Source organism: Nonomuraea insulae (assembly GCF_042656245.1).
The window spans coordinates 23,519-42,788 of the sequence record NZ_JBHSPA010000070.1 but is presented as its reverse complement, the minus strand read 5'-3'; the positions used below and the strand labels follow the sequence as shown (position 1 = coordinate 42,788).

Below are 19,270 nucleotides of genomic sequence, written 5' to 3'. Positions count from 1 at the left end.
CGGCCGGGCTCACGAGCACTGGTAGCCGGAGGGGAGCTGGGTGTTGCCGCTGGGGCGGGTGGCCTGGAAGCCGAACGTGGTGCTCTGGCCGGGGGCGAGCGTGCCGTTGTGGCCCGCGTTCCTCGCCGTGGCGCTCTGGCCGCCGGTCAGGGTGGTGTTCCAGGAGCCGGTGACGGTGTGGCCGGCGGGCACCGTGAACGTCACCGTCCAGCCGGTCAGCGGGGCCGTGCCGGTGTTGGTGACCGTGACGGGCTGGATCACGTAGCCCGTGCCCCACTGGGACTGGGTGGCCGCCGTCGCCGTGCAGCCGCCCGACGGGCCGGACGCGGTCGTGACGGTGACCGTGCCGGAGACGGGGGAGAGGTTGCCCGCGGCGTCGCGGGCGCGGGTCTGGTAGCGGTAGGAGGTGGCGGGGCTCAGCCCGGCGTCGGTGTAGGAGGTGGTCGCCGAGGTGCCCACCTGCGCGAAGGCGCCGCCGGAGGTGCCCGCCGCGCGTAAGACGTCATAACCGGTCACGCCCACGTTGTCGGCCGAGGCGGCCCAGGTCAGAGTGGTCGCGGTGGCGGTCGTGCCCGAGGCGGCCAGGTTGCCGGGCGCGGTCGGCGCGGCGGTGTCGCCGCCGGTGGTGGCCGGCGGGACGCGGATGATGCGGTCGTCCTGGGCCACCGGCGAGCCCCGGCCGTCCCGGTTGCTGGTCCCGACCCAGAGCCAGCCGTCCGGGCCCACCGCGACCGCGCGCAGCCGTCCGTAGGTCGACTGGAACTCCGCCACCGGTGAGCCGCCCGTCAGGGGCACCGTCCAGAGGCGCCGGCCGCCCAGCGCCGCGGCGAAGAGCGTGTCGTTGGCGTAGGCCAGCCCGCTCGGCGACGCCTCGGCCGTCGTCCAGGTGACCATCGGGTCGCGGAAGGAGGCGTTGCCGCAGCGGCCCTCGCAGGTGGGCCAGCCGTAGTTGCCGCCCGCGACGATCTGGTTGATCTCGTCCCAGGTGTTCTGGCCGAACTCGCTGGCGTACATCCTGCCCTGCGAGTCCCAGGCCAGGCCCTGGACGTTGCGGTGGCCGTAGCTCCAGACGCGCGAGCCCGCGAACGGGTTGCCCGACGGGACGCCGCCGGTGGGCGTGATGCGCAGGATCTTGCCCGCCGGGCTGTTGAGGTTCTGGGCGTTGGTGTTGTTGTTGGCGTCGCCGGTGGAGACGTACAACATGCCGTCGGGGCCGAAGGCGATGCGGCCGCCGTCGTGGATGGTCGCGCTCGGGACCCCGGAGAAGAGCACGGTCTGCGTCTGCGGAGCGCTGAGCTGGAGCCTGACCAGGCGGTTGTCTCCACTGGTGCTGGTGAAGTAGGCGTACACCCAGCCGTCCTGCGCGTATGTCGGCGACACCGCGATGCCCAGCAGGCCGCTCTCGCCCGAGGCGCTCACCCCGCTGATCGTGGCGGCCGCGGCGGGCGTCTGGCCGGGACGCACCCGCATGATGCGGGCCGTGTTGCGCTCGGAGACCAGGGCGCTGCCGTCGGGCAGGAACGCCATCGCCCACGGCACCTGCAGGCCCGTGACGGACACCTCCGCCCTGGAGTAGTCGAACCCGCCCAGGGCGTAGGCCGCGGGGACGTCGATGCCGAAGGCGAGCAGGGCCAAGATCAGTACCGGGATGACACGGGCGCGCATGACGGACTCCTTGACCGGACGACCGGGTGCGGATGTCAGCACCGTAGGCCCCAGGACCACCGGACCACAACCGGCGCGACCGGCGTAATTCGGTGATCTGCGCTGACGGCCGCCACACCGGTGAAACGTTCAACGACCCGGTGGGACAGGCCGAGAGGCGAAGTGTCCTCCCGGCACACCCCCGGGCCCGATGAAGCACAATGCTCAAAGAATGTAGTCAGAATTTAGTTGAGATGTAGACGGCCGCCGACTCCGCCGTGCCGAGAAATAAACCCCCGTGATCTGGACAGACGGAAAGGCGGAACATACCCTTCGTAGGGTCACAAAAGCAGACAAAGGAAGGAACTCTGTTGTGAGCGGTCCCTTTGCTTTGACCACCGCCCCGATTGCCGCTGGACAGGCGGGCGGCCCGGCGCTCGGAGCCCTTGGCGTCTACGACGAAAAGGAGCAGCTCTGGGTCGGTAAGGGCGCGGCCGGCGAAAAGGCCGAGTGGTGCTGGTGCACGAACAGCAACTTCAACCTGTACAACTGCTTTGACACGTTTATCGGAGACTACTGCACTCCGTAGCGGCGAAGTATTCCACCACGGAGCGTGATCGGCTGCTCTCTGTGTCAGTCGGTCACGCTCGTTGTCATTCTAGCTGAATGTTGGCGTTCGAGGGTTTGGGGTGTCGTGCACGATTCTGCTCAGATCGTCATTCTGACCAGTCGCTTCGATCCCCACTCCGACGTCATCGTGCAAAGACTTGGGGAAATGGGGCAGTCCGTGGTCAGGCTGAACACCGAGGACGTTCCGCAGAGCTCGGAGTTTCACCTGACAGTCGACGCGGATGGCTGGACGGGCGCCCTCGGGCTGGGCGGAGGCCGCACCATCGACTTCTCCGCGGTCCGGTCGGTGCTGGTCCGCCGGCCGGGACCATTCGTCTATCCGGATGCTTTCGACGCGGTCGCGAAGATGTTCGCCGATGCCGAGAACAAGCACGGCTACAGCAGTCTGTGGAGTCTGACCGAATGCCGCTGGGTCAGCAGGCTGGACCGGATCCGAGCGGCCGGCTGGAAGCCCGAACAACTACACCGCGCCTCTCAGATGGGCTTCGAAATACCCAAGACCATCGTCACGACGGTTCCGGAGAAGGTGCAGGACTTCTTCCGTGCCTGTTCGGGGAAGATGATCGTCAAGACCCTCTCCGGTCCGGCCGGACTGGCGGCCGCCGCCGAGCGCGGCGCGGCCGTTCCCGACGTCGACCTGCGGACAAGGTTCGTCACGGAGGAGGCGCTCTCGGGCCTGGATGGCGTCCGGGCCGCACCATGCCTGTTCCAGGAGTACATCGAGAAAGACCACGAACTCCGTGTCACGGTGATCGACGGCGAGGTCTTCGCCGCGGAGATACACTCTCAGGTCTCACCGTCGACCCGAGTGGACTCCAGGTCTTCCGACGCGGACATACCCTTCAAGGCGACGCGGCTGCCGGGCCATATGGAGGAGCTGTGCCGCGCCTTCATCGACAGCTATGGCCTCAGTTTCGGTGCGATCGACCTCATCCGCACCCCAGACGGCAGGATCATCTTTCTCGAGAACAATCCGGTCGGTCAGTTCATGTTCGTCGAGAGGCGACTGCCGGAACTGCGGATGACCGACGCATTGGTAGCATGTCTGGTCCGGAAGTAGTGGCCGATGAATACTGTCGCGTCCTATCTGTCGTACGCTCAGTGGTTTCTCTGCTTGACCTTCGCCTGCTCGCTGGTGGGTAAACTCACCGACCTGAGATCGTTCGTCACGACCATTCGGGCCGTCTTCGCCACGCCCATGCCCGTCGCCAGATCTCTCGCCGTGCTCGTCCTGGCGGCCGAGGCCGTGGTGGTGGCACTCAGCCTCGCCGGCGATATGGTCGTCGGTTTCCTGGCCGGAATAGCACTTCTCGTGGCCTTCACCGCGGTCCTCGCCGTCACCTTGGCGGCGAAGCGGGGGATCATGTGCAACTGTTTCGGCCGGGGGCAGGACGCGATATCCGCCTACGACATCGCAAGAAACGCCCTGATGCTGGCAATTCTGGTGCCGGCCGCTCTGTTCTCGCCCGACATGGCCCCGCGCGATGACCCTTTTTCCGGCGGGAACGTCGGTGTCGCGCTGGCGGCGGCCATCACTCTGGTGGTGGTGCTGCATGTCCGGGACGTCGCGACCGTCGTACTCTCACGCCCTGCGGCCAGGAAGGGGCGCGAGCAGGAATGAACTATGATTTCATTCTGACTGTCATCCTGATTGTCTTGCTGATAAATTCGCTGGTCCTCTTCCGGCTCGCCATGATGCTCCGTCCCGTCTTCGTCCCGCCCAAGGAGAAGCCGGAGATACCCTCGCTCGCGGTCGGCGCCGACCTGCCCTCCTTCCACGCTGAGACGACGGCCGGCAGCATCGTCTCTTCCGAGGACTTCGGCGAGCACGGCGCGGGAATCGTGTTCATGTCGCACGATTGCCCGAGCTGCAGAGGGCATTTCCCGAACCTGGAGAAGATCCGCAGGCTGGCGCAGATCTGCGGCGACAGGCTTGTCCTGGTGGGGTACACCGACAACTTCTCCGTCCAGGAGGCGGAGGCAGTGTTGCGCGGGGAGTTCGGGTTCGAAGGTGATGTAGTCGTGGTGGGGCGGCGGCACGTGCTGAGGCATGCCTACAATCCGCGTGGTGCCACGCCCTTCTTCTACTACGTCAAGAACGGGGTCGTGGTGAACAAGGGCGGATTGGACACCGAACACTGGGCGGAGACCGTCAGGTCATGGCAGACCTCGGCGAGACAGATCAGCGAGAGCTCCGGCCCGCGTGAACACGGGCCGGAGCCGGCCTCTCAGACCATCCGGGGCAAGTGAGGCGTCAGGCGTCGCGCAGGCCCGCGAACAGGTCTTCCTCGTGGTCGGGAGCCTTCACCTTGTTCAGCACCCGCTCGAACGCCTCGTGCGAGAACACCTGCTGCTGAGCCTCCTCCGGCATGCGCAGCAGGAAGATGTTCTCCCCCTGGCTCTCGTGCGCCTGCAGGGCCTTGAGCTTGCGCTCGACGTAAGGAGTGACGTCGACGACGCTGGTCACGCGCTCGTCGGGGGTGCCGAAGTCGTCGGTGGGCTCGAAGCCGCCCAGGTCGACGTCGCTGTCGCGCATCAGCTCGAACATGCGCTTGATGGCGGAGCGGGGGATGGCCGTGTAGTAGAGCTTGTCGGGGATGCCGCTCCGCTCGGTGGCGGCCACCGCGACGCGGTGGGTCTGGACGTGGTCGGGGTGGCCGTAGCCGCTGCCGCCCGTCTCGTCGTAGGTGATCACGACCTGGGGCCGGTAGTGCTCCATCAGCGCGGCCAGCCGGTCGGCGGCCGTCTCCACGGGGACGTTGGCGAACGCGTCGGGATGGGCGTTGGTCTCCCAGCCGTCCATGCCCGAGTCGCGGTAGCCGAGCAGCTCCAGATGGTCGATGCCCAGGTGGGCGATCGACTCGCGCAGCTCGCCCAGCCGCCGCTTGGCCACCGCCTCGTCGTCGTGCCCGGGCTCGCCCGGCTTCACGCCGCCGTCGTCGTCACCCTGCTCGCCGTTGGTGCAGGTGACCAGGACCGTGCGGATGCCCTCATCGGTGTAGCGGGCCAGAACGCCGCCCGTGCTCAGGCATTCGTCGTCGGGGTGGGCGTGCACGACCATCAAGGTAAGTTGCCGATCCATGAGGACAAACCCTACTCGGCCGGACCGACAGTTCCGCCGCTGAGCTCCCCCGCCCGCCCCCGCGCGACGGCCGCCGCCGCGCCGTCACCGAGGGCATCGGCCAGGGCCGCCTGCTTGAGCCAGTTGTACGGACTGCACGGCCGCACGCTGATCCGCTCGCTCACCAGCACCCTGGCCACCTCCCGCCGCCCGGAACGCAGGGCCGCCTCCAGCAGCGTGCGCTGCACGGCGTCGCGCTGCGCGTGGCTGCCGCCGAGCTCGTTGACCCGGTGCCTGATCGGATGGAGCAGGTCCACCACCGCGCCGTAGTCGCCGCGCCCGAAGGCCACGATCGCCCGGCACACCGGCAGCCCCACCCGCAGCGTCATGTCGTGGTTGGTGACCCCGGGACGCGGCCGCGCCACGTACGCCTCCCGCCCCGCCACCAGCTTCTCCGCGTCCCCGACCCGCCCGGCGCCCACGTAGGACATCACCGCGTGCATGTCGTTGAAGGCGTAGAACGGCTCCGCCACCCGCATCGGCCACGCGTCGGCCAGCGCCCGCCAGCGTTCGTGCTGTTCGGAGCCTTCGAGGTGGAGCCGCCACAGCAGTGCCGCCGCGTCGAGCAACTCCATGCAGGACTGCCCGTCGGCCAGCACCGCGTCGTAGATCCCCAGCACGCGCGCCACGTCGCCGGTCTCCAGCGAGTAGAGGCAGTAGTGCCACCAGTTGTGGATGTTGAAGAACGTCCCGGCGGACCAGTCGGGCAGCCGCGCGTCGAGATAGCGCAGGCCGTCGCCGAAGCGCCCCTGCATCTCGTAGGTGTGCACCACCGCGTGGATGCCCCACACGTCGCGCCCGTTCAGCTCCACCGCCCGCAGCCCGACCTCCTCGGAGCGGTCGTAGTGCCCGGACTCCTCCAGCCCGAAGGCGTACATGCCGAGTACGTGCCCGAAGTGCGGGTCGTCCTCCCGCCAGGCGTTCAGCGCGCCGCCGATCCGGTCGCGCAACATGCGGGCGTCGCCGGTGAAGAAGTCGATCTGGTGCCCGGCAGCCAGCGCCAGGGCGTCGCGCGGGTACCGCACCGCGATCTCGCCGAGCAGCGCGCCGCAGGTCAGGAGGTCGCCCTCGAAGAAGGTCCGCACGGCAGCGACGTGCGCCCGCTCGCGGGGCAGCAGCCTGCTCTCGTCGATCCGGCGCAGGAACGCCCCGAACCGCACCCGCGCCGTGCGCGCGTCCTCCACCTCGGTGGTCAGCAGCCCCAGGTAGGCCGCCAGCACGTTGCCCATCGGGAAGTCGGGCGACTCGGCGAGCGCCGCGCCGGCCTCGGCGTCGACCTCCGCCCTGAAATGCAGCAACTCGTCGATCGCCCGGTCGTAGTGCCGCACCGCGGCGGCGCTCGCTCCCGTCATGGCCAGGCCGTGCTGATCGTGGCTCACCACGCCACTGTAACCAGCCGGACGGCCTCCTACACGTGCCCCGCCACGACCGCCCTGCCCATGGCCGGATCGTCGCAGAACGCGCCGTCGACGCCCAGGTCGAGCAGCTTGGACAGCCAGCCCATCACGTTCCCCGTCGCCCTCGGGTAGACGGGGCTGGCCGGGTTGCCGAGCCGGTAGTCGGCGGGGAGCTGGGAGTTCTCGTTGCGTACCGTCCAGACGTGCACGTCGAGCCGCCTGCGGTGGGCGTCGGCGACGAGCGTGGTCGGCGCCAGGGTGTTGCCCGCGGCGTCCTGCGGCACCACGCGCCGGGTGTCCACGCCGATCCCGTTCGCGTAGCGCGCGACCTCGCGCAGCCCGTCCGGCCTCACCATGTCGTCGTAGGTGCGCGTGTTCCCCGCGGCCACCCAGTCGTAAGGCGCCCCGCCGAACGTGATGAGCTGGATCAGCGGCAGCCGCGTCCTGCCGCGCAGCTCACGCAGGTTCGCGGTCTCGAAGGACTGGATGTAGGCCTTGCGCACCCGATACCGGTTCAGCACGTCGAGCAGCGGCTCCTCCAGCGACAGGCCGACGGAGTCGAAGTAGGTGGGGTGCTTGGTCTCGGGGTAGATGCCGACGCCGTGGTCGAGGGCGAGCTTCACGACCTCCTCGAACGTCGGGATCTCCGGCAGCCCGTCGAACGCCGTGTTGTCCGGCCGCAGGTCGGGGACGCGTTCCTTGGCGCGCAGCGTCTTCAGCTCGGCCAGCGTGAAGTCCTCGGTGAACCAGCCGGTGACCGGCCGGCCGTCGATGGTCTTCGTGGCGCGCCGGTCGGCGAACTCGGGGTGCGCGGCCACGTCGGTCGTGCCGGAGATCTCGTTCTCGTGCCGGGCCACCAGCACGTGGTCCTTGGTGGAGACGAGGTCGGGCTCGATGTAGTCGGCGCCCATCGCGATGGCGGCCTCGTACGACAGGAGGGTGTGCTCGGGCCGGTGGGCGCTGGCGCCGCGGTGGCCGATCACGAGGGGGGCCTGGCCGCGGCGGTCGGCCGTGGCGGAGGGGGTCTGGGTCAGCACGACGGCGACGGTACCGCCTGCGAGGGCGGCGGACAGAACGCTCGCGAGTAACCTGCGCATCGTCATGCGCGCACGGTAGACCGCTCAGGTGGACCCCGAGTTACGGGTGGGCACACAGTGGCGGAAGCGGCGGATCAGGACCCGGTTCCGGCGCATCGGCCCTGCCCGAAACCCGTTCCGGCAGCTCACCACGCATGCGCGCGGCGCGGGTAACGGCGTAACCCGGCGCAACAGGCCAGTCATCACCGGGCAATACGCGCTCCCTAACTTCCTGCGGCGAGGCACTCGCACGAGGAGGCGGCATGGATCTCGCCGACAATCCGGCACTGGAGGACTACTCCCTCCGCTACGCACCGAGCACGTTCCGGTCATGGACGCCGTGGATGATCGTCATGAGCTGCCTGGCGGGCCTGTCCGCCATGGCCGGGTACGCGCTCAACGCGGCCTTCGTCAACGAGTTCGGCTTCGGCAACTCGGTGCTCGGATTCGCCGTCGCCATGGTGATCACGCTCCCGCTCATGCTGGCGGCGGCGTACGCGATCGCCCGCAAGCACATCGACATCGACCTGCTCACCCGGGGCGCCGGCTTCGGCTATCTCGGCTCGACGCTGACGTCCCTGGTGTACGCCACGTACACGCTGATCTTCCTGGCCTACGAGGGCGCCATCATGGCGCAGGCCGTCACCGCCATCTCCGGCCTGGACATCCACCTGTCCTACGTCGTCGTCGCCGTCGTGATGATCCCGCTCACCGTGTACGGGATGACGTTCAGCTCCAAGTTCCAGGCGTGGACGTGGCCCATCTGGGTCGTGCTGATCGGCATCGCGATCTGGTCGGCGGCCACCGCCCCGCACCCCCTGGACAACATGGTCCAGTCGCATGTGGACGGCGGCGGCGTGGTCACGGTCACGTTGCTCGCGGTCTTCACCATCGCCGCGGCGCAACTCGCGGTGGCCGCGCAGATCGGTGAGCAGGGCGACTACCTGCGCCTGATCAGCGACCCCGTGCCCGGCAGGACGGGCCGCTGGCGGCTGGCGGTCTTCTTCGGCGGCCCCGGCGTCGCGCTCTTCGGCATGCTGATCTTCTTCGCCTCCACCCTGCTCGTCGGGTACGCGGAGACGCGCGTCAGCCCCGAGCGGGCGGCCGAGCCGGTGGAGCTGTTCACCGTGGTCTACGAGCGCATCCTGGGCGACCACCAGGCGGCGCTGGTGCTGGCGGTGGTGCTCGTGCTGCTGTCCCAAGTCAAGATCAACATCATGAACACCTACTCCGGGTCGCTGTCGTGGTCGAACTTCTTCTCCCGGATCCTGCACCGCCACCCCGGCCGCGCCGTCTGGGTGTTCCTGCAGGTGGGGCTCTCGCTGGTGCTGATGGAGCTGGACATCTACCACAACATCATCACGGTGCTCGCCTGGTACGCCAACATCGGCATCGCCTGGATCGCCGCCGTCGCCTCGGACCTGGTCATCAACAAGCGGCTGCTGAAGGTGTCACCGCCGCAGGTCGAGTTCCGGCGGGCGCACCTGTTCAACGTCAACCCGGTCGGGTTCGGCTCGATGGTGGTCGCCGGGGTCGTGTCGATGGCCGCGTACTACGGGGCGTTCGGCGCCACGGCGGCGGCGCTGTCGCCGTTCATCGCGCTCGTCATCGCCCTGGTCCTGCCGCCCGTCCTCGCGGTGGCCACGCGCGGCCGCTGGTACATCGCCCGCGGCAGCGATCTGCCCGCCGACGGCGAGTTGCCCTGCGCGGTCTGCCACGGCTCCTACGACGTCTCCGACATGGCGACCTGCCCGTTCCACGAGGGCACGATCTGCTCACTGTGCTGCTCGATCGAGGCGACCTGCAAGGACGGCTGCAAGCCCAGCCCCTGGCGGCCGGTCGGAGCGGGCGAGCCGGTGCTGCTCGGCCTCCCGGTACGGGTGCGCGCCGCGGCCGAGGAGACGGCCTGAGATGACGGCGATCGCGAGTTACCTGCCGGAAACGGTCCGGGAATCGGGGAGAAACGGCTCGTCCGTAACTTTCGGGTACATGGCGGGCCACCTTCCCCGATCGCACCAGTCGGGCGACGAACGTGAGGGAGACCTGCGCCGCCTGCACGACCTGCTGCGCTCCGCCATCCTGCGCGGCGTCTTCCCCGACGGCCTGCTGCCCACCGAGGCCGAGCTCATGGCCTCCTACGGGGCGACGCGGGCCACCGTACGCGAGACGCTCGCCGTGCTGCGCCGCGAGGGCCTGATCGACCGCCGCCAGGGCGTCGGCACGCACGTCGTGGTCAAGGCCGTGCTGACCCAGCTCGTGGAGGCCCACGGGGCCGAGCCGCCGAGCCAGGAGAGCCTGCTCAACCGGCGGCTGCGCCCCCGCGTGCTCGACCGGTCCATGATCCCGCTGCCCGCCCTGGCCGCCGACCGCCTCGACGCGCCGGCCGGGACGCCGTGCCTGCGCCTGGAGTACGTGTCGCTGTTCGGCGACGAGCCCCATGGCATGGCCACCAACTACGTGCTCAGCCCGGAGGCGGAGCGCATGGCGGACATGCCGTTCGTCCACGACTGGTACACCCTGCTCAACGAGGCCGGCGTCGGCTACGGGGAGTCGGAGTTCATCTACGGCTGCGCGGCCGCCGACGCCGCCACCGCCGCCCGGCTCGGCATGGCCGAGGGCTCACCGATGATCACCATGGAACAGGTGATCAGGGACGCCGCCGGCCGGCCGTTCAACCTGGCCTTCATCCACATCCGCGGCGACCGCTTCCTGTTCGTCTCGAACGCCGCCCGCCGCCAGTAATCCCCTCTCCGGCACGTTCGCGTGCGGAGCGTTGCCTGTCATCTATCGAGGAGTGACGATGAATCCCCCTGTGACGCTCACCGACGCCGCCGCGGCCCTGCGGAGCGGCGAGGTGACCAGCGTGGCGCTGACCGAGCAGGCCATCGCCCAGGCCGACCGGCTGGACGGCGAGATCGGCACCTATGTCACCAGATTCGACGAGACCGCGCTCGCGGCGGCGGGGCGGGCCGACGCGGAGCTGGCGGCCGGGGTGGACAAGGGGCCGCTGCACGGCATCCCGTTCGGGGTGAAGGACATCATCGCCGCCGCCGAGGGCCCGACCACCGCGCAGAGCCTGGTCCAGCCGGACTGGGCGGGCAAGGACGCGCCCGTGGTCGCCCGGCTGAAGGCGGCCGGCGCGGTGATCACCGGCAAGGTCACCACGATGGAGTACGCCATCGGCATGGTGGACCCGTCCAAGCCGTTCCCCACGCCGCGCAACCCCTGGGACACCCGCACCTGGCCCGGCGGCTCCAGCTCGGGCACCGGCAACGGGGTCGCGGCCGGGATGTTCCTGGCCGGGCTCGGCAGCGACACCGGCGGCAGCATCCGCATCCCGGCCGCGTTCTGCGGGGTCAGCGGGCTGATGCCGACCTTCGGCCGCGTCCCCAAGTCGGGTGTCGCGCCCCTGGGCTACTCGCTGGACCACGTGGGCCCCCTGGCCCGCAGCGCCCGTGACTGCGCCGCCGTCCTGGAAGTGATCGCCGGATTCCACCCCAGCGACCCCGACTGCGTGGACCTCCCGCTGGACCTGCCGGTCTTCGGCGGCTCCTTGGAGGGAGTGCGGATCGGCGTCGTACGCGAGCACCACTTCCCCGAGGGCGCCGACCCCGCCGCCGCGCCCGCCTTCGAAGCCGCCATGGCCACCCTGACCGGGCTCGGCGCCACGCTGAGCGAGGTGAAACTGCCGTACTGGCACGAGATGCTCACCGCCGACCTGATCACCATGTGCGCGGAGGCGTTCGCCTACCACCGCAACGACTTCGCCGAGCGCTGGGGCGACTACTTCGCCGCCACCCGCGCCATGCTCGCCCGCGGCGCGCTGATCAGCGGCGCCGACTACGTCCAGGCCCAGCGCGTACGCCGGGTCGCCCAGGACGCCCTGGCCCGCATGTACGACGACGTGGACGTCATCGTCTGCCCCACCGCCTCGATCGGCGCCCCCGCCTACGACGCCCTCACCGACCCGGAGGGGCGGCTGAACATCGACGAGATGTTCGCCAAGACCTTCACCGGCTACTGGGACACCGTCGGCAACCCCGTCCTGGCCGTGCCCATGGGCTTCACGGAGTCCGGCCTGCCGCTGTCGCTGCAGTTCGCCGGCCGTCCGTTCGAGGAGGCCGTGATCCTGCGCGCCGGCGACGCCTACCAGCAGGCCACCGACTGGCACCTCCAGGTCCCCGCGCTCGCCGCGCTGACCGCCTCATGAAAGGGACGAACCCGATGCACCTGACCCTCACCGACGCCGCCGCGGCCCTGCGGAGCGGCGAGGTGACCAGCGTGGCGCTGACCGAGCAGGCCATCGCCCAGGCCGACCGGCTGGACGGCGAGCTGGGCACCTACCTGGCCCGCTTCGACGACAGCGCGCTGGCCTCGGCCAGGCGGGCCGACGAGGAGCTGGCGGCCGGGGTGGACAAGGGGCCGCTGCACGGCATCCCGTTCGGGGTGAAGGACATCATCGCCGCCGCCGAGGGCCCGACCACCGCGCAGAGCCTCGTCCTGGACCCCGCGTGGGCCGCGGGCAAGGACGCGCCGGTCGTGGCCCGGCTCAGGGCGGCCGGCGCGGTGATCACCGGCAAGGTGACGACCATGGAGTTCGCCTGCGGCATGGTGGACCCGTCCAAGCCGTTCCCCACGCCGCGCAACCCCTGGGACACCCGCACCTGGCCCGGCGGCTCCAGCTCGGGCACCGGCAACGGGGTCGCGGCCGGGATGTTCCTGGCCGGTCTGGGCACCGACACGGCAGGCAGCATCCGCATCCCGGCCGCGTTCTGCGGGGTCAGCGGGCTGATGCCGACCTTCGGCCGGGTGCCGAAGTCGGGTGTCGCGCCGCTGGGTTATTCGCTGGACCACGTGGGGCCGCTGGCGCGCAGCGCCCGGGACTGCGCCGCCGTGCTGGAGGTGATCGCCGGGTTCCATCCGAGCGACCCCGACTGCGTGGACCTCCCGCTGGACCTGCCGGTCTTCGGCGGTTCCCTGGACGGGCTGCGGATCGGCGTCGTACGTGAGCACCACTTCCCGCAGGCCGCCGACCCCGCGGCCGCGCCCGCCTTCGAGAGCGCCCTGGCCACCCTGACCGGCCTCGGCGCCACCGCGGTGGAGATCGAGCTCCCGTACTGGGGCGAGATGCTCACCGCCAACCTCGTCACCGCCTGCGCCGAGGCCCTGGCCTACCACCGCGTCGACGCCGCCACCCGCTGGGGCGACTACTTCGCCGCCACCCGCGCCATGCTCGCCCGCGGCGCGCTGATCAGCGCGGCCGACTACGTCCAGGCCCAGCGCGTACGCCGGGTCGCGCAGGACGCGGTCGCCCGCCTGTTCGACGACGTGGACGTCATCGTCAGCCCGGCCGCCTCCATGGGCGCCCCCACCTACGAGTCGCTGACCGACGCCGAGGGCCGGCTCGACGTGGAGGGCATGTTCGCCCAGGTCTTCACGCAGTACTGGGACTGCGTGGGCAACCCGGTCCTGGTCACCCCCATGGGCTTCACCGAGGGCGGCCTGCCGCTGTCGCTGCAGTTCGCCGGCCGCCCGTTCGAGGAGGCCGTGATCCTGCGCGCCGGCGACGCCTACCAGCAGGCCACCGACTGGCACCTGCGGGTCCCCGAGCTGGCCGCCGTACCCCAAACCGCCGTCTAGGAAAGGGAAACACATGACCGCCAACGAGATCGTCGGACAGCTCCTCACCGCCGCCGGGCTCACCGTGCCGGAGGACGAGATCGCCCTGATCGCCGCCGGATACGACCTCCAGCGCGCCGGCGTGGACGCCCTCTACGCCGTCCCCGAGGCCCGCTACGTCGACCCCGCCCTGCGCTTCCGCGCCGACGCCCGCATCGTCGACTGGGCCGGGTGACCCCGGGCGGCGCGTGGCCCGCGGGTCACGCGCCGCGCACGGTCTCGATCACGCTGGTCGACAGGGCCAGCTCGGTCACCTCCGTGATCTCCAGCCCCGCGCCCCGCAGCAACGCCGTGTACTCCGACAACGACCGCTCCCGGCCGCTGCCGAAGATGCCCAGCATGCGCATGTCGAGCTCCTTGCCCATGTGCGGGCTGTCGTCGTCGGGCAGCACCATGTCCACGAACAGGATCCGCGCGCCCTCCGGCATCGCCGCCAGCAGATTCTGGATGATCTTGGTGGCTTCCAGGTCATCCCAGTTGTGGATGATGTTCGACAACAGATACAGGTCCGCCTCGATCGGCACACTCGCGAAGAAGTCGCCCGTGATCACCCCGGCGCGGTCGCCCACCCCGCGCCCCGCCAGGTACGCCCGCGCGGTAGGCGCGGTGTGCTCCAGCTCGACCACCACACCCCGCAGATGCTGGTGGGCGCGCAGGATCGTGGCCAGGATGTGGCCCTTGCCGCCGCCCACGTCCACGATCGTCCTGGCCCCGGAGAAGTCGTAGTGCCGCGCGAGGGCCTGCGCGAACGGCCGCGACCGCGCGTCCATGAACGCGTCGAAGTGCCCGGCCAGCTCCTTGTCCTCCGACAGGAGCTGATACATCGCCCCGTACCTGTCGGCGAAGGCCTGCCTGCCCGTGCGCACGGTCTCGGTCAGGGTCATCAGCGCGTACATCAGTGGCGGGCTGGCCGTGGTGAACACGCCGGGGTGCAGCGAGCGCGGATGGTCGGGCAGCAGGACGGCGCCGGTCTCGGTCAGCTCGTACGTGCCGGGCGAGACGGACCTCAGCAGCCCGATCCCGGCCGCCGCGCGCAGGATCCTGGCCAGCATGGCAGGCTGCGCCGCGCAACGTTCGGCCAGCTCGGGGACCGTGCGGGGGCCGTCCTTGAGCGCCTGGGGGACCTCCAGGCAGACGAACGCGTTCAGCGCGCTGAAACGCCAGACACCCCGGATGAGGTCCCAGATCGGTGCTGTCGGATCCGACATGGAATTCCTTTCACAAAAGGCGACGCCAGGCGCGGACGCGGCGTCACTTGGCGGGCCCGGCGATCATGGGTGCGACGTCGAGCTTGGTCTTCATGAACCCCAGTCGCAGCATGAGGTCGGGCACGCGCTGCAGGCGGGCGGCGTCCAGTGAGGTCGGGAACGTGCCCAGCGCGATCGCCGACGCCGTCCTGGCGTCGATCTTCGTGTACGTCGGGATGACCTCGGTCACCTCCTCACGGTCCGCCGCCGCGTCGGCCTGCGCCTTGCCGAGCGCCCGCTGGAAGGCCGCCACCGTGTTCGGGTCGTCCTTCGTGAACGCCCGCGTCGAGGCCCAGCCCGCCACCGGGAAGTCCTTCATGTCCCCGACCATGGTGTCGAGGAGACTCCTGGCGCCGTTCTGCTGCTGGGAGTAGGTGATGTACGGCTCGGTCATCCAGGCGGCGTCCACCCGCCGCGCCTCGATCGCCGCGGCCATTTCGGGAAACGGAATCTCCACGAATTTCACGTCGTCCCGATCCAGGCCATGATTTTTCATGGTGTTGACGAGCGCGAGGTCGCCGATGTTCCCGATGGCGTCGAGCGCCACCGTCGTGTCCTTGAGGTCGGCCGGCGATTTCACCGGAGAATCGCCTTTGACCACGATATTGAAACCGTTCGCACCGGCCTGGTAGCAGTCCGCGACGAAGGTGAAGTCGCCGACGCCTTTTTCGGCCGCGGTGAAAACGTCCATGTAGTTGCCGAGAACGACGTCGAGCCCGCCGCCCGCCAGTTCGGTGAGCGCGCCCGTGGTGCCGTGCGCCATCGCCTCCGGCATGACGTTCAGCCCCTCGGCCCTGAAGTAGCCTTTCTGGATGGCGATGTACAGGGGCGCGACGTCGGGGAACGGCAGGACGCCGACGTGGAGTTCGGTCTTCTCCAGCCCGCCGTCCGCCCCGCCGCCGCCGCTGCCGCAGGAGGCGAGGGCCAGGGTCGCGACGGCGATGAGGGCAATGCGCCTCGCGCGACTGCCGCACCTCATGGCAACTCCTCACTTCTGGGGCGAGGCAAGGCTAGCGGCGGGCTTTGAAATTTGTCATTGCCGGGCTTTGAAAATGTGCGGGTAATATGGTCCGGCGCCGAAATCGGATTATTCGGTGGGGCGAAATCCGGTCACAAGTCGGCGGCGATGATGCGCTCGATGTTGCGTTCCGCGAGTGCCGTGATGGTGACGAACGGGTTGACCGTCGTGTTGCCCGGGATCAGCGAGCCGTCGATGACGTACAGGCCCGGATAGGCCGCCAGGCGGCCGTAGTTGTCGGTGGCCCGGTTCAGGACGGCGCCGCCGAGGGGGTGGTAGGTCAGGTGGTCGCCCCAGATCTTGTAGACGCCGAACAGGTCCGTCCGGTAGATCGTCCCCTCTTTCGCGTTGATCTTGTCGAAGATCGACTTCGCCATGTCGATCGACGGCTGCTTCCAGGCCGTCTGCCAGTTCAGGTCCACCTTGCCGGCGGCCGCGTTCCAGGAGAACTGCGCGCGGTTCGGGTTCTTGGTGATGGACAGGTAGAACGAGGCGAACGTCTCGATGCCGGTCGGCAGCGGCGCGACCTCGGCGAACGCGCCGCCCGCGGCCCAGTTGTCGATGCCGCAGCAGGGGATGGCCGACTGGAGGCTGCCGGTCGGGTCCCACAGGTGGTTGGCGCGTCCGCACATGACGTTGCCGTTGTCGCCCCAGCCCTTGCCGACCTCCGCGTTCAGCGCGGGCAGCGCGCCGGTGGCCTTCAGCTTGACCAGGAGCTTGCTGGTGCCGACGCTGCCGGCGGCGAAGAAGACCCGGTCGGCGACGACGGTCTTGGTGGTGATCGTGGCGCCGGTCGTGTCGAGCTGGTCCATGGTGACCGTGTAGCCGCCGCCCGTCGCCGGGGTGACCGAGGTGACCTTGTGCAGCGGTGAGACGGTGACCCGGCCGGTGGCCTTGGCCTGGGCGAGATACGTCTTCTGCAGCGACTTCTTGCCGTGGTTGTTGCCGTAGAGGATCTCGCCGGCCAGCGCCGACTTCGTGGCCGTGCCGGCCGCCTCCTGCTTCATGTAGTCCCAGTCGTAGACGTCGGGCACGAACACGAACGGGAACCCGGAGCGCTGGGCGTGCTTGCGGCCGACCCGCGCGTACTGGTAGCAGGCCGTCGTGTCGAACCAGGCCGGATCCACCGTGCCCACGCCGAGCGCGGCGTTGGCGCGCGGGTAGTAGACCGAGTACATCTCCTCGGCGTTCACCGACGGCAGCACGGAGGCGAAGTTCTCGCGCCGGGGTGTGACCGCCATACCGCCGTTGACCAGCGAGCCGCCGCCGACGCCGCGGCCCTGGTAGACGATGATGCCGCCGAACTCCTCGGCGTCCAGGATGCCCGTGTAACGGGGGATGTCCCGGTCGATCGGGAAGCCGAGGAAGTAGTTGAGCGGGGCCTTGGTCCTCGTACGCAGCCAGTAGGAGCGGTAGTCCGGCGACGTGGTGTTGCAGAAGATCTTGCCGTCGGAGCCCGGGGTGTCCCAGGCCGAGCCCATCTCGACCATGTGCACGTTCACCCCCGCCTGGGCCAGGCGCAGGGCGGCCACCGAGCCGCCGTATCCGGTGCCGATCACCAAGGCGGGGATGCGCGCGGCGGACATCCCGAAGGCGGCGGTTCCCAGGAGGGAGCCTGTTCCGGTGAGGAACACGCGGCGGGTGAGGGTCATCTGGCGGGCCTCGCTCTCGGCTCGGGGGCGGGCGACCTGCCACTGGGCAGGCGGCACATGGTGTCCAGGCCCAGGACGTGGTTGAGCCGGCCGAAGGCCAGCCACGAGCCGAGGCACATGCTCAGCTCCACGATCTCGAGCTGGTTGTAGTGCGCGGTCATCCGGTTCCAGAAGTCCTCGTCGAGGCCGTGGTGGTCCAGGGTGTACCGCTCGGCGTACTCGGCGGCCAGGCGGGTGCGCTCGTCGAAGGCGCCGGTCGTGCGCCAGCGCGCCACCGCGTCGGCGAAGTCGTCCTCGACCTTCTCGCCGTCCCGTTCCGTCCGCCAGTCCAGGCAGAAGGCGCAGCCGTTGATCTGCGCGATCCGCAGCCGGGCCGCCTCGAACTCGCGCAGGCCGAGAGTCGTGTGGGCGTACACCGCCATCGAGAAGCGCGCGGCGGCCGGGCCGATGCCCGGGACCATCTCGCCCCACACGTACTCGATCGCGTCCTTGCCCTCCGGTATGTCGATCCTCAAGGCCGTCTCCTTCCGAGTGTGCCGGTGCGCATGGGTACGTCGAGCGCGTCGTAGAGCCCGGGCTCCGCCTTCACGAGCCAGGCGATGGCGCCCACCAGCCGGCCCACGGCGGTGGCGTTGCCGCCCGCCGAGCTGTTGCCGTCCTCGTCGGCGGCCTCGATCGTGACCTCGATGCGCGGGCGGCCCTCGATGACCACCCGGTGCGCGCCCACGCCACCGGGCGCGAGCGGCCAGTCGGGGGCGCAGGACGGGTGGATGCGGGTGACGTGCTCGATCACGATACGCGGCTCGCCGCCGACGACGCCCTGCACCTCGAACCGGACCGCGCCCTGCGTGCCCGCCTCGAACGCGCCCATCGAGCCGGTGCTCACCGTGGCGTCGAGCGCGCGGCGCTCCACGCTCTCGCGGATCTCGTCGAGCTCGGCGCCCAGGCCGCGGGCGATCAGGCGCACCTGGCCGCCCCACACCAGGGACGGCACCCCCGGCGCGATCATGGGCGGCTCGTAGTCCATCGGCTGGCCCATTCCGACCAGGTAGCGGACCGCGTCGGGCTGGTCGTAGGTGGTGTAGTCGAAGATCTCCTGGCAGCGTACGGCGTCCACGGTCGCGGCCAGGCCGCTGACCAGCAGTGGCAGCACGTCGTTGGCCCAGCCGGGATCGACGCCGGAGACGAACAACGAGCCGCCGCCCTCCGCGATGGCGGCCAGCACCGGTTCGCGGACCTCGGGCGGGGCCCCGCGGTGGTCGTAGAGGGCGTACAGGGAGGGGGTGACGACGACGGCGCCCGCCCGGATCGCCCTGACGACGTCGGCGAGGGCCTCGGCGGGGCGGGTGTCGCCGGAGGCCGCGTACACCACGGCCCTGGGCCCGGCGGACAACACCGCGCCGATGTCATCGGTCGCCTCGATCCCGAGACGGCCGAGTCCCGCGAGCTCGCCCGCGTCGCGGCCGATCTTGGCGGGGTCGTGGACGAGGACGGCGGACAGTTTCAGCGCCGGATGGGCCTCGACGGCGCGGATGGCGGCGCGGCCGATGTTGCCGGTACCCCAGACGATCGTGGACACCATGGGCGGAGCGTAGCAAGCGCTTGGTTCGGTGCATAGGCCCGTCATTTCGGACCCCCGCACGCCTTCGGGTGCGTAGTCACTTTCTCACTTTTCGTGGCGGATCCAGGCCGCGTCCGGCAAGCTGCTGTCACCGAATGCGGCGGACCGAGCCGGACGGGTGAGGATCATGACGATGGGTGGGCGGCATACCGGGAATCTGCCGCCGGAAATGACCAGCCTGGTAG

General features: G+C 69.9%; 18 protein-coding genes. 9 read left to right on the top strand and 9 right to left on the bottom strand.

The genetic code is table 11. The features are described from left to right. Positions 1 to 9 precede the first annotated feature (9 nt). A complete protein-coding gene (locus ACFPZ3_RS48980) occupies positions 10 to 1,665 on the bottom strand; it encodes a PQQ-dependent sugar dehydrogenase (RefSeq protein WP_379521293.1) in 1,656 nt (551 codons plus the stop codon). A 352-nt stretch (positions 1,666 to 2,017) separates the two neighbouring features. Here ACFPZ3_RS48980 and ACFPZ3_RS48975 point away from each other — a divergent pair, with 352 nt between their 5' ends. The 4 genes from ACFPZ3_RS48975 (at position 2,018) to ACFPZ3_RS48960 (ending at position 4,524) form a co-directional block, all read left to right on the top strand. Further along, positions 2,018 to 2,233 carry a hypothetical protein gene (locus ACFPZ3_RS48975; RefSeq protein ID WP_379521292.1) on the top strand — a complete coding sequence of 72 codons (216 nt, stop codon included), beginning with the start codon at positions 2,018 to 2,020 and terminating at the stop codon, positions 2,231 to 2,233. A gap of 105 nt (positions 2,234 to 2,338) precedes the next feature. Next, entirely contained in the window at positions 2,339 to 3,334 is a 996-nt protein-coding gene (locus ACFPZ3_RS48970; RefSeq protein WP_379521291.1) for an MvdC/MvdD family ATP grasp protein, read from the top strand. A 6-nt stretch (positions 3,335 to 3,340) separates the two neighbouring features. Next, positions 3,341 to 3,895: a MauE/DoxX family redox-associated membrane protein gene (locus ACFPZ3_RS48965; protein ID WP_379521290.1), complete on the top strand. Its 555-nt coding sequence runs from the start codon at positions 3,341 to 3,343 to the stop codon at positions 3,893 to 3,895. Positions 3,896 to 3,930: 35 nt separating this feature from the next. Next, complete coding sequence (locus ACFPZ3_RS48960) at positions 3,931 to 4,524, top strand: TlpA family protein disulfide reductase (RefSeq protein WP_379521289.1); 594 nt, start codon at positions 3,931 to 3,933, stop codon at positions 4,522 to 4,524. Positions 4,525 to 4,528: 4 nt separating this feature from the next. On the opposite strand, the gene ACFPZ3_RS48955 is transcribed toward ACFPZ3_RS48960, so the two are convergent. From ACFPZ3_RS48955 to ACFPZ3_RS48945, 3 genes are read right to left on the bottom strand one after another with little or no spacing between them, the layout of a single operon-like run. Beyond that, positions 4,529 to 5,356, bottom strand: coding sequence for a PIG-L family deacetylase (locus ACFPZ3_RS48955; RefSeq protein ID WP_379521288.1), 828 nt, complete (start codon positions 5,354 to 5,356; stop codon positions 4,529 to 4,531). Between the two features lie 11 nt (positions 5,357 to 5,367). Further along, positions 5,368 to 6,774, bottom strand: coding sequence for a tetratricopeptide repeat protein (locus tag ACFPZ3_RS48950; RefSeq protein WP_379521287.1), 1,407 nt, complete (start codon positions 6,772 to 6,774; stop codon positions 5,368 to 5,370). Positions 6,775 to 6,803: 29 nt separating this feature from the next. Continuing rightward, complete coding sequence (locus ACFPZ3_RS48945) at positions 6,804 to 7,895, bottom strand: glycerophosphodiester phosphodiesterase (protein ID WP_379521286.1); 1,092 nt, start codon at positions 7,893 to 7,895, stop codon at positions 6,804 to 6,806. Positions 7,896 to 8,131: 236 nt separating this feature from the next. On the opposite strand from ACFPZ3_RS48945, the gene ACFPZ3_RS48940 reads away from it, so the two are divergent. The 5 genes from ACFPZ3_RS48940 to ACFPZ3_RS48920 all read left to right on the top strand — a co-directional run bounded on the left by ACFPZ3_RS48940 (position 8,132) and on the right by ACFPZ3_RS48920 (position 13,722). Next, the gene (locus tag ACFPZ3_RS48940; protein WP_379521285.1) at positions 8,132 to 9,778 is read left to right on the top strand and encodes a purine-cytosine permease family protein; all 1,647 of its coding nucleotides are present in this window, start codon (positions 8,132 to 8,134) and stop codon (positions 9,776 to 9,778) included. A 79-nt stretch (positions 9,779 to 9,857) separates the two neighbouring features. Further along, positions 9,858 to 10,610: a GntR family transcriptional regulator gene (locus tag ACFPZ3_RS48935; RefSeq protein WP_379521284.1), complete on the top strand. Its 753-nt coding sequence runs from the start codon at positions 9,858 to 9,860 to the stop codon at positions 10,608 to 10,610. Between the two features lie 58 nt (positions 10,611 to 10,668). Beyond that, complete coding sequence (locus ACFPZ3_RS48930) at positions 10,669 to 12,078, top strand: amidase (RefSeq protein WP_379521283.1); 1,410 nt, start codon at positions 10,669 to 10,671, stop codon at positions 12,076 to 12,078. Between the two features lie 14 nt (positions 12,079 to 12,092). Next, positions 12,093 to 13,508, top strand: a complete 1,416-nt coding sequence (locus tag ACFPZ3_RS48925; RefSeq protein ID WP_379521282.1) for an amidase — start codon at positions 12,093 to 12,095, stop codon at positions 13,506 to 13,508. Positions 13,509 to 13,521: 13 nt separating this feature from the next. Continuing rightward, positions 13,522 to 13,722 (top strand): hypothetical protein, encoded by a 201-nt coding sequence (locus tag ACFPZ3_RS48920; protein ID WP_379521281.1) that lies wholly within the window; start codon positions 13,522 to 13,524, stop codon positions 13,720 to 13,722. Positions 13,723 to 13,747: 25 nt separating this feature from the next. Here the strand turns inward: ACFPZ3_RS48920 and ACFPZ3_RS48915 are convergent, their stop codons facing one another. The 5 genes from ACFPZ3_RS48915 to ACFPZ3_RS48895 all read right to left on the bottom strand — a co-directional run bounded on the left by ACFPZ3_RS48915 (position 13,748) and on the right by ACFPZ3_RS48895 (position 19,046). Next, on the bottom strand, positions 13,748 to 14,755 hold the full coding sequence (locus tag ACFPZ3_RS48915) for a methyltransferase (protein WP_379521280.1): 1,008 nt from the start codon (positions 14,753 to 14,755) through the stop codon (positions 13,748 to 13,750). 43 nt (positions 14,756 to 14,798) lie between these two features. Beyond that, positions 14,799 to 15,773 (bottom strand): ABC transporter substrate-binding protein, encoded by a 975-nt coding sequence (locus ACFPZ3_RS48910; RefSeq protein WP_379521279.1) that lies wholly within the window; start codon positions 15,771 to 15,773, stop codon positions 14,799 to 14,801. A 131-nt stretch (positions 15,774 to 15,904) separates the two neighbouring features. Next, on the bottom strand, positions 15,905 to 17,521 hold the full coding sequence (locus ACFPZ3_RS48905) for a GMC oxidoreductase (RefSeq protein WP_379521278.1): 1,617 nt from the start codon (positions 17,519 to 17,521) through the stop codon (positions 15,905 to 15,907). Then, a complete protein-coding gene (locus ACFPZ3_RS48900) occupies positions 17,461 to 17,979 on the bottom strand; it encodes a carboxymuconolactone decarboxylase family protein (protein WP_379521277.1) in 519 nt (172 codons plus the stop codon). Before ACFPZ3_RS48900 ends, ACFPZ3_RS48905 begins: the two co-directional genes overlap by 61 nt. Beyond that, a complete protein-coding gene (locus ACFPZ3_RS48895; RefSeq protein ID WP_379521276.1) occupies positions 17,976 to 19,046 on the bottom strand; it encodes an NAD(P)H-dependent amine dehydrogenase family protein in 1,071 nt (356 codons plus the stop codon). The genes ACFPZ3_RS48900 and ACFPZ3_RS48895 overlap by 4 nt, the downstream gene beginning before the upstream one ends. Positions 19,047 to 19,270 lie beyond the last annotated feature (224 nt).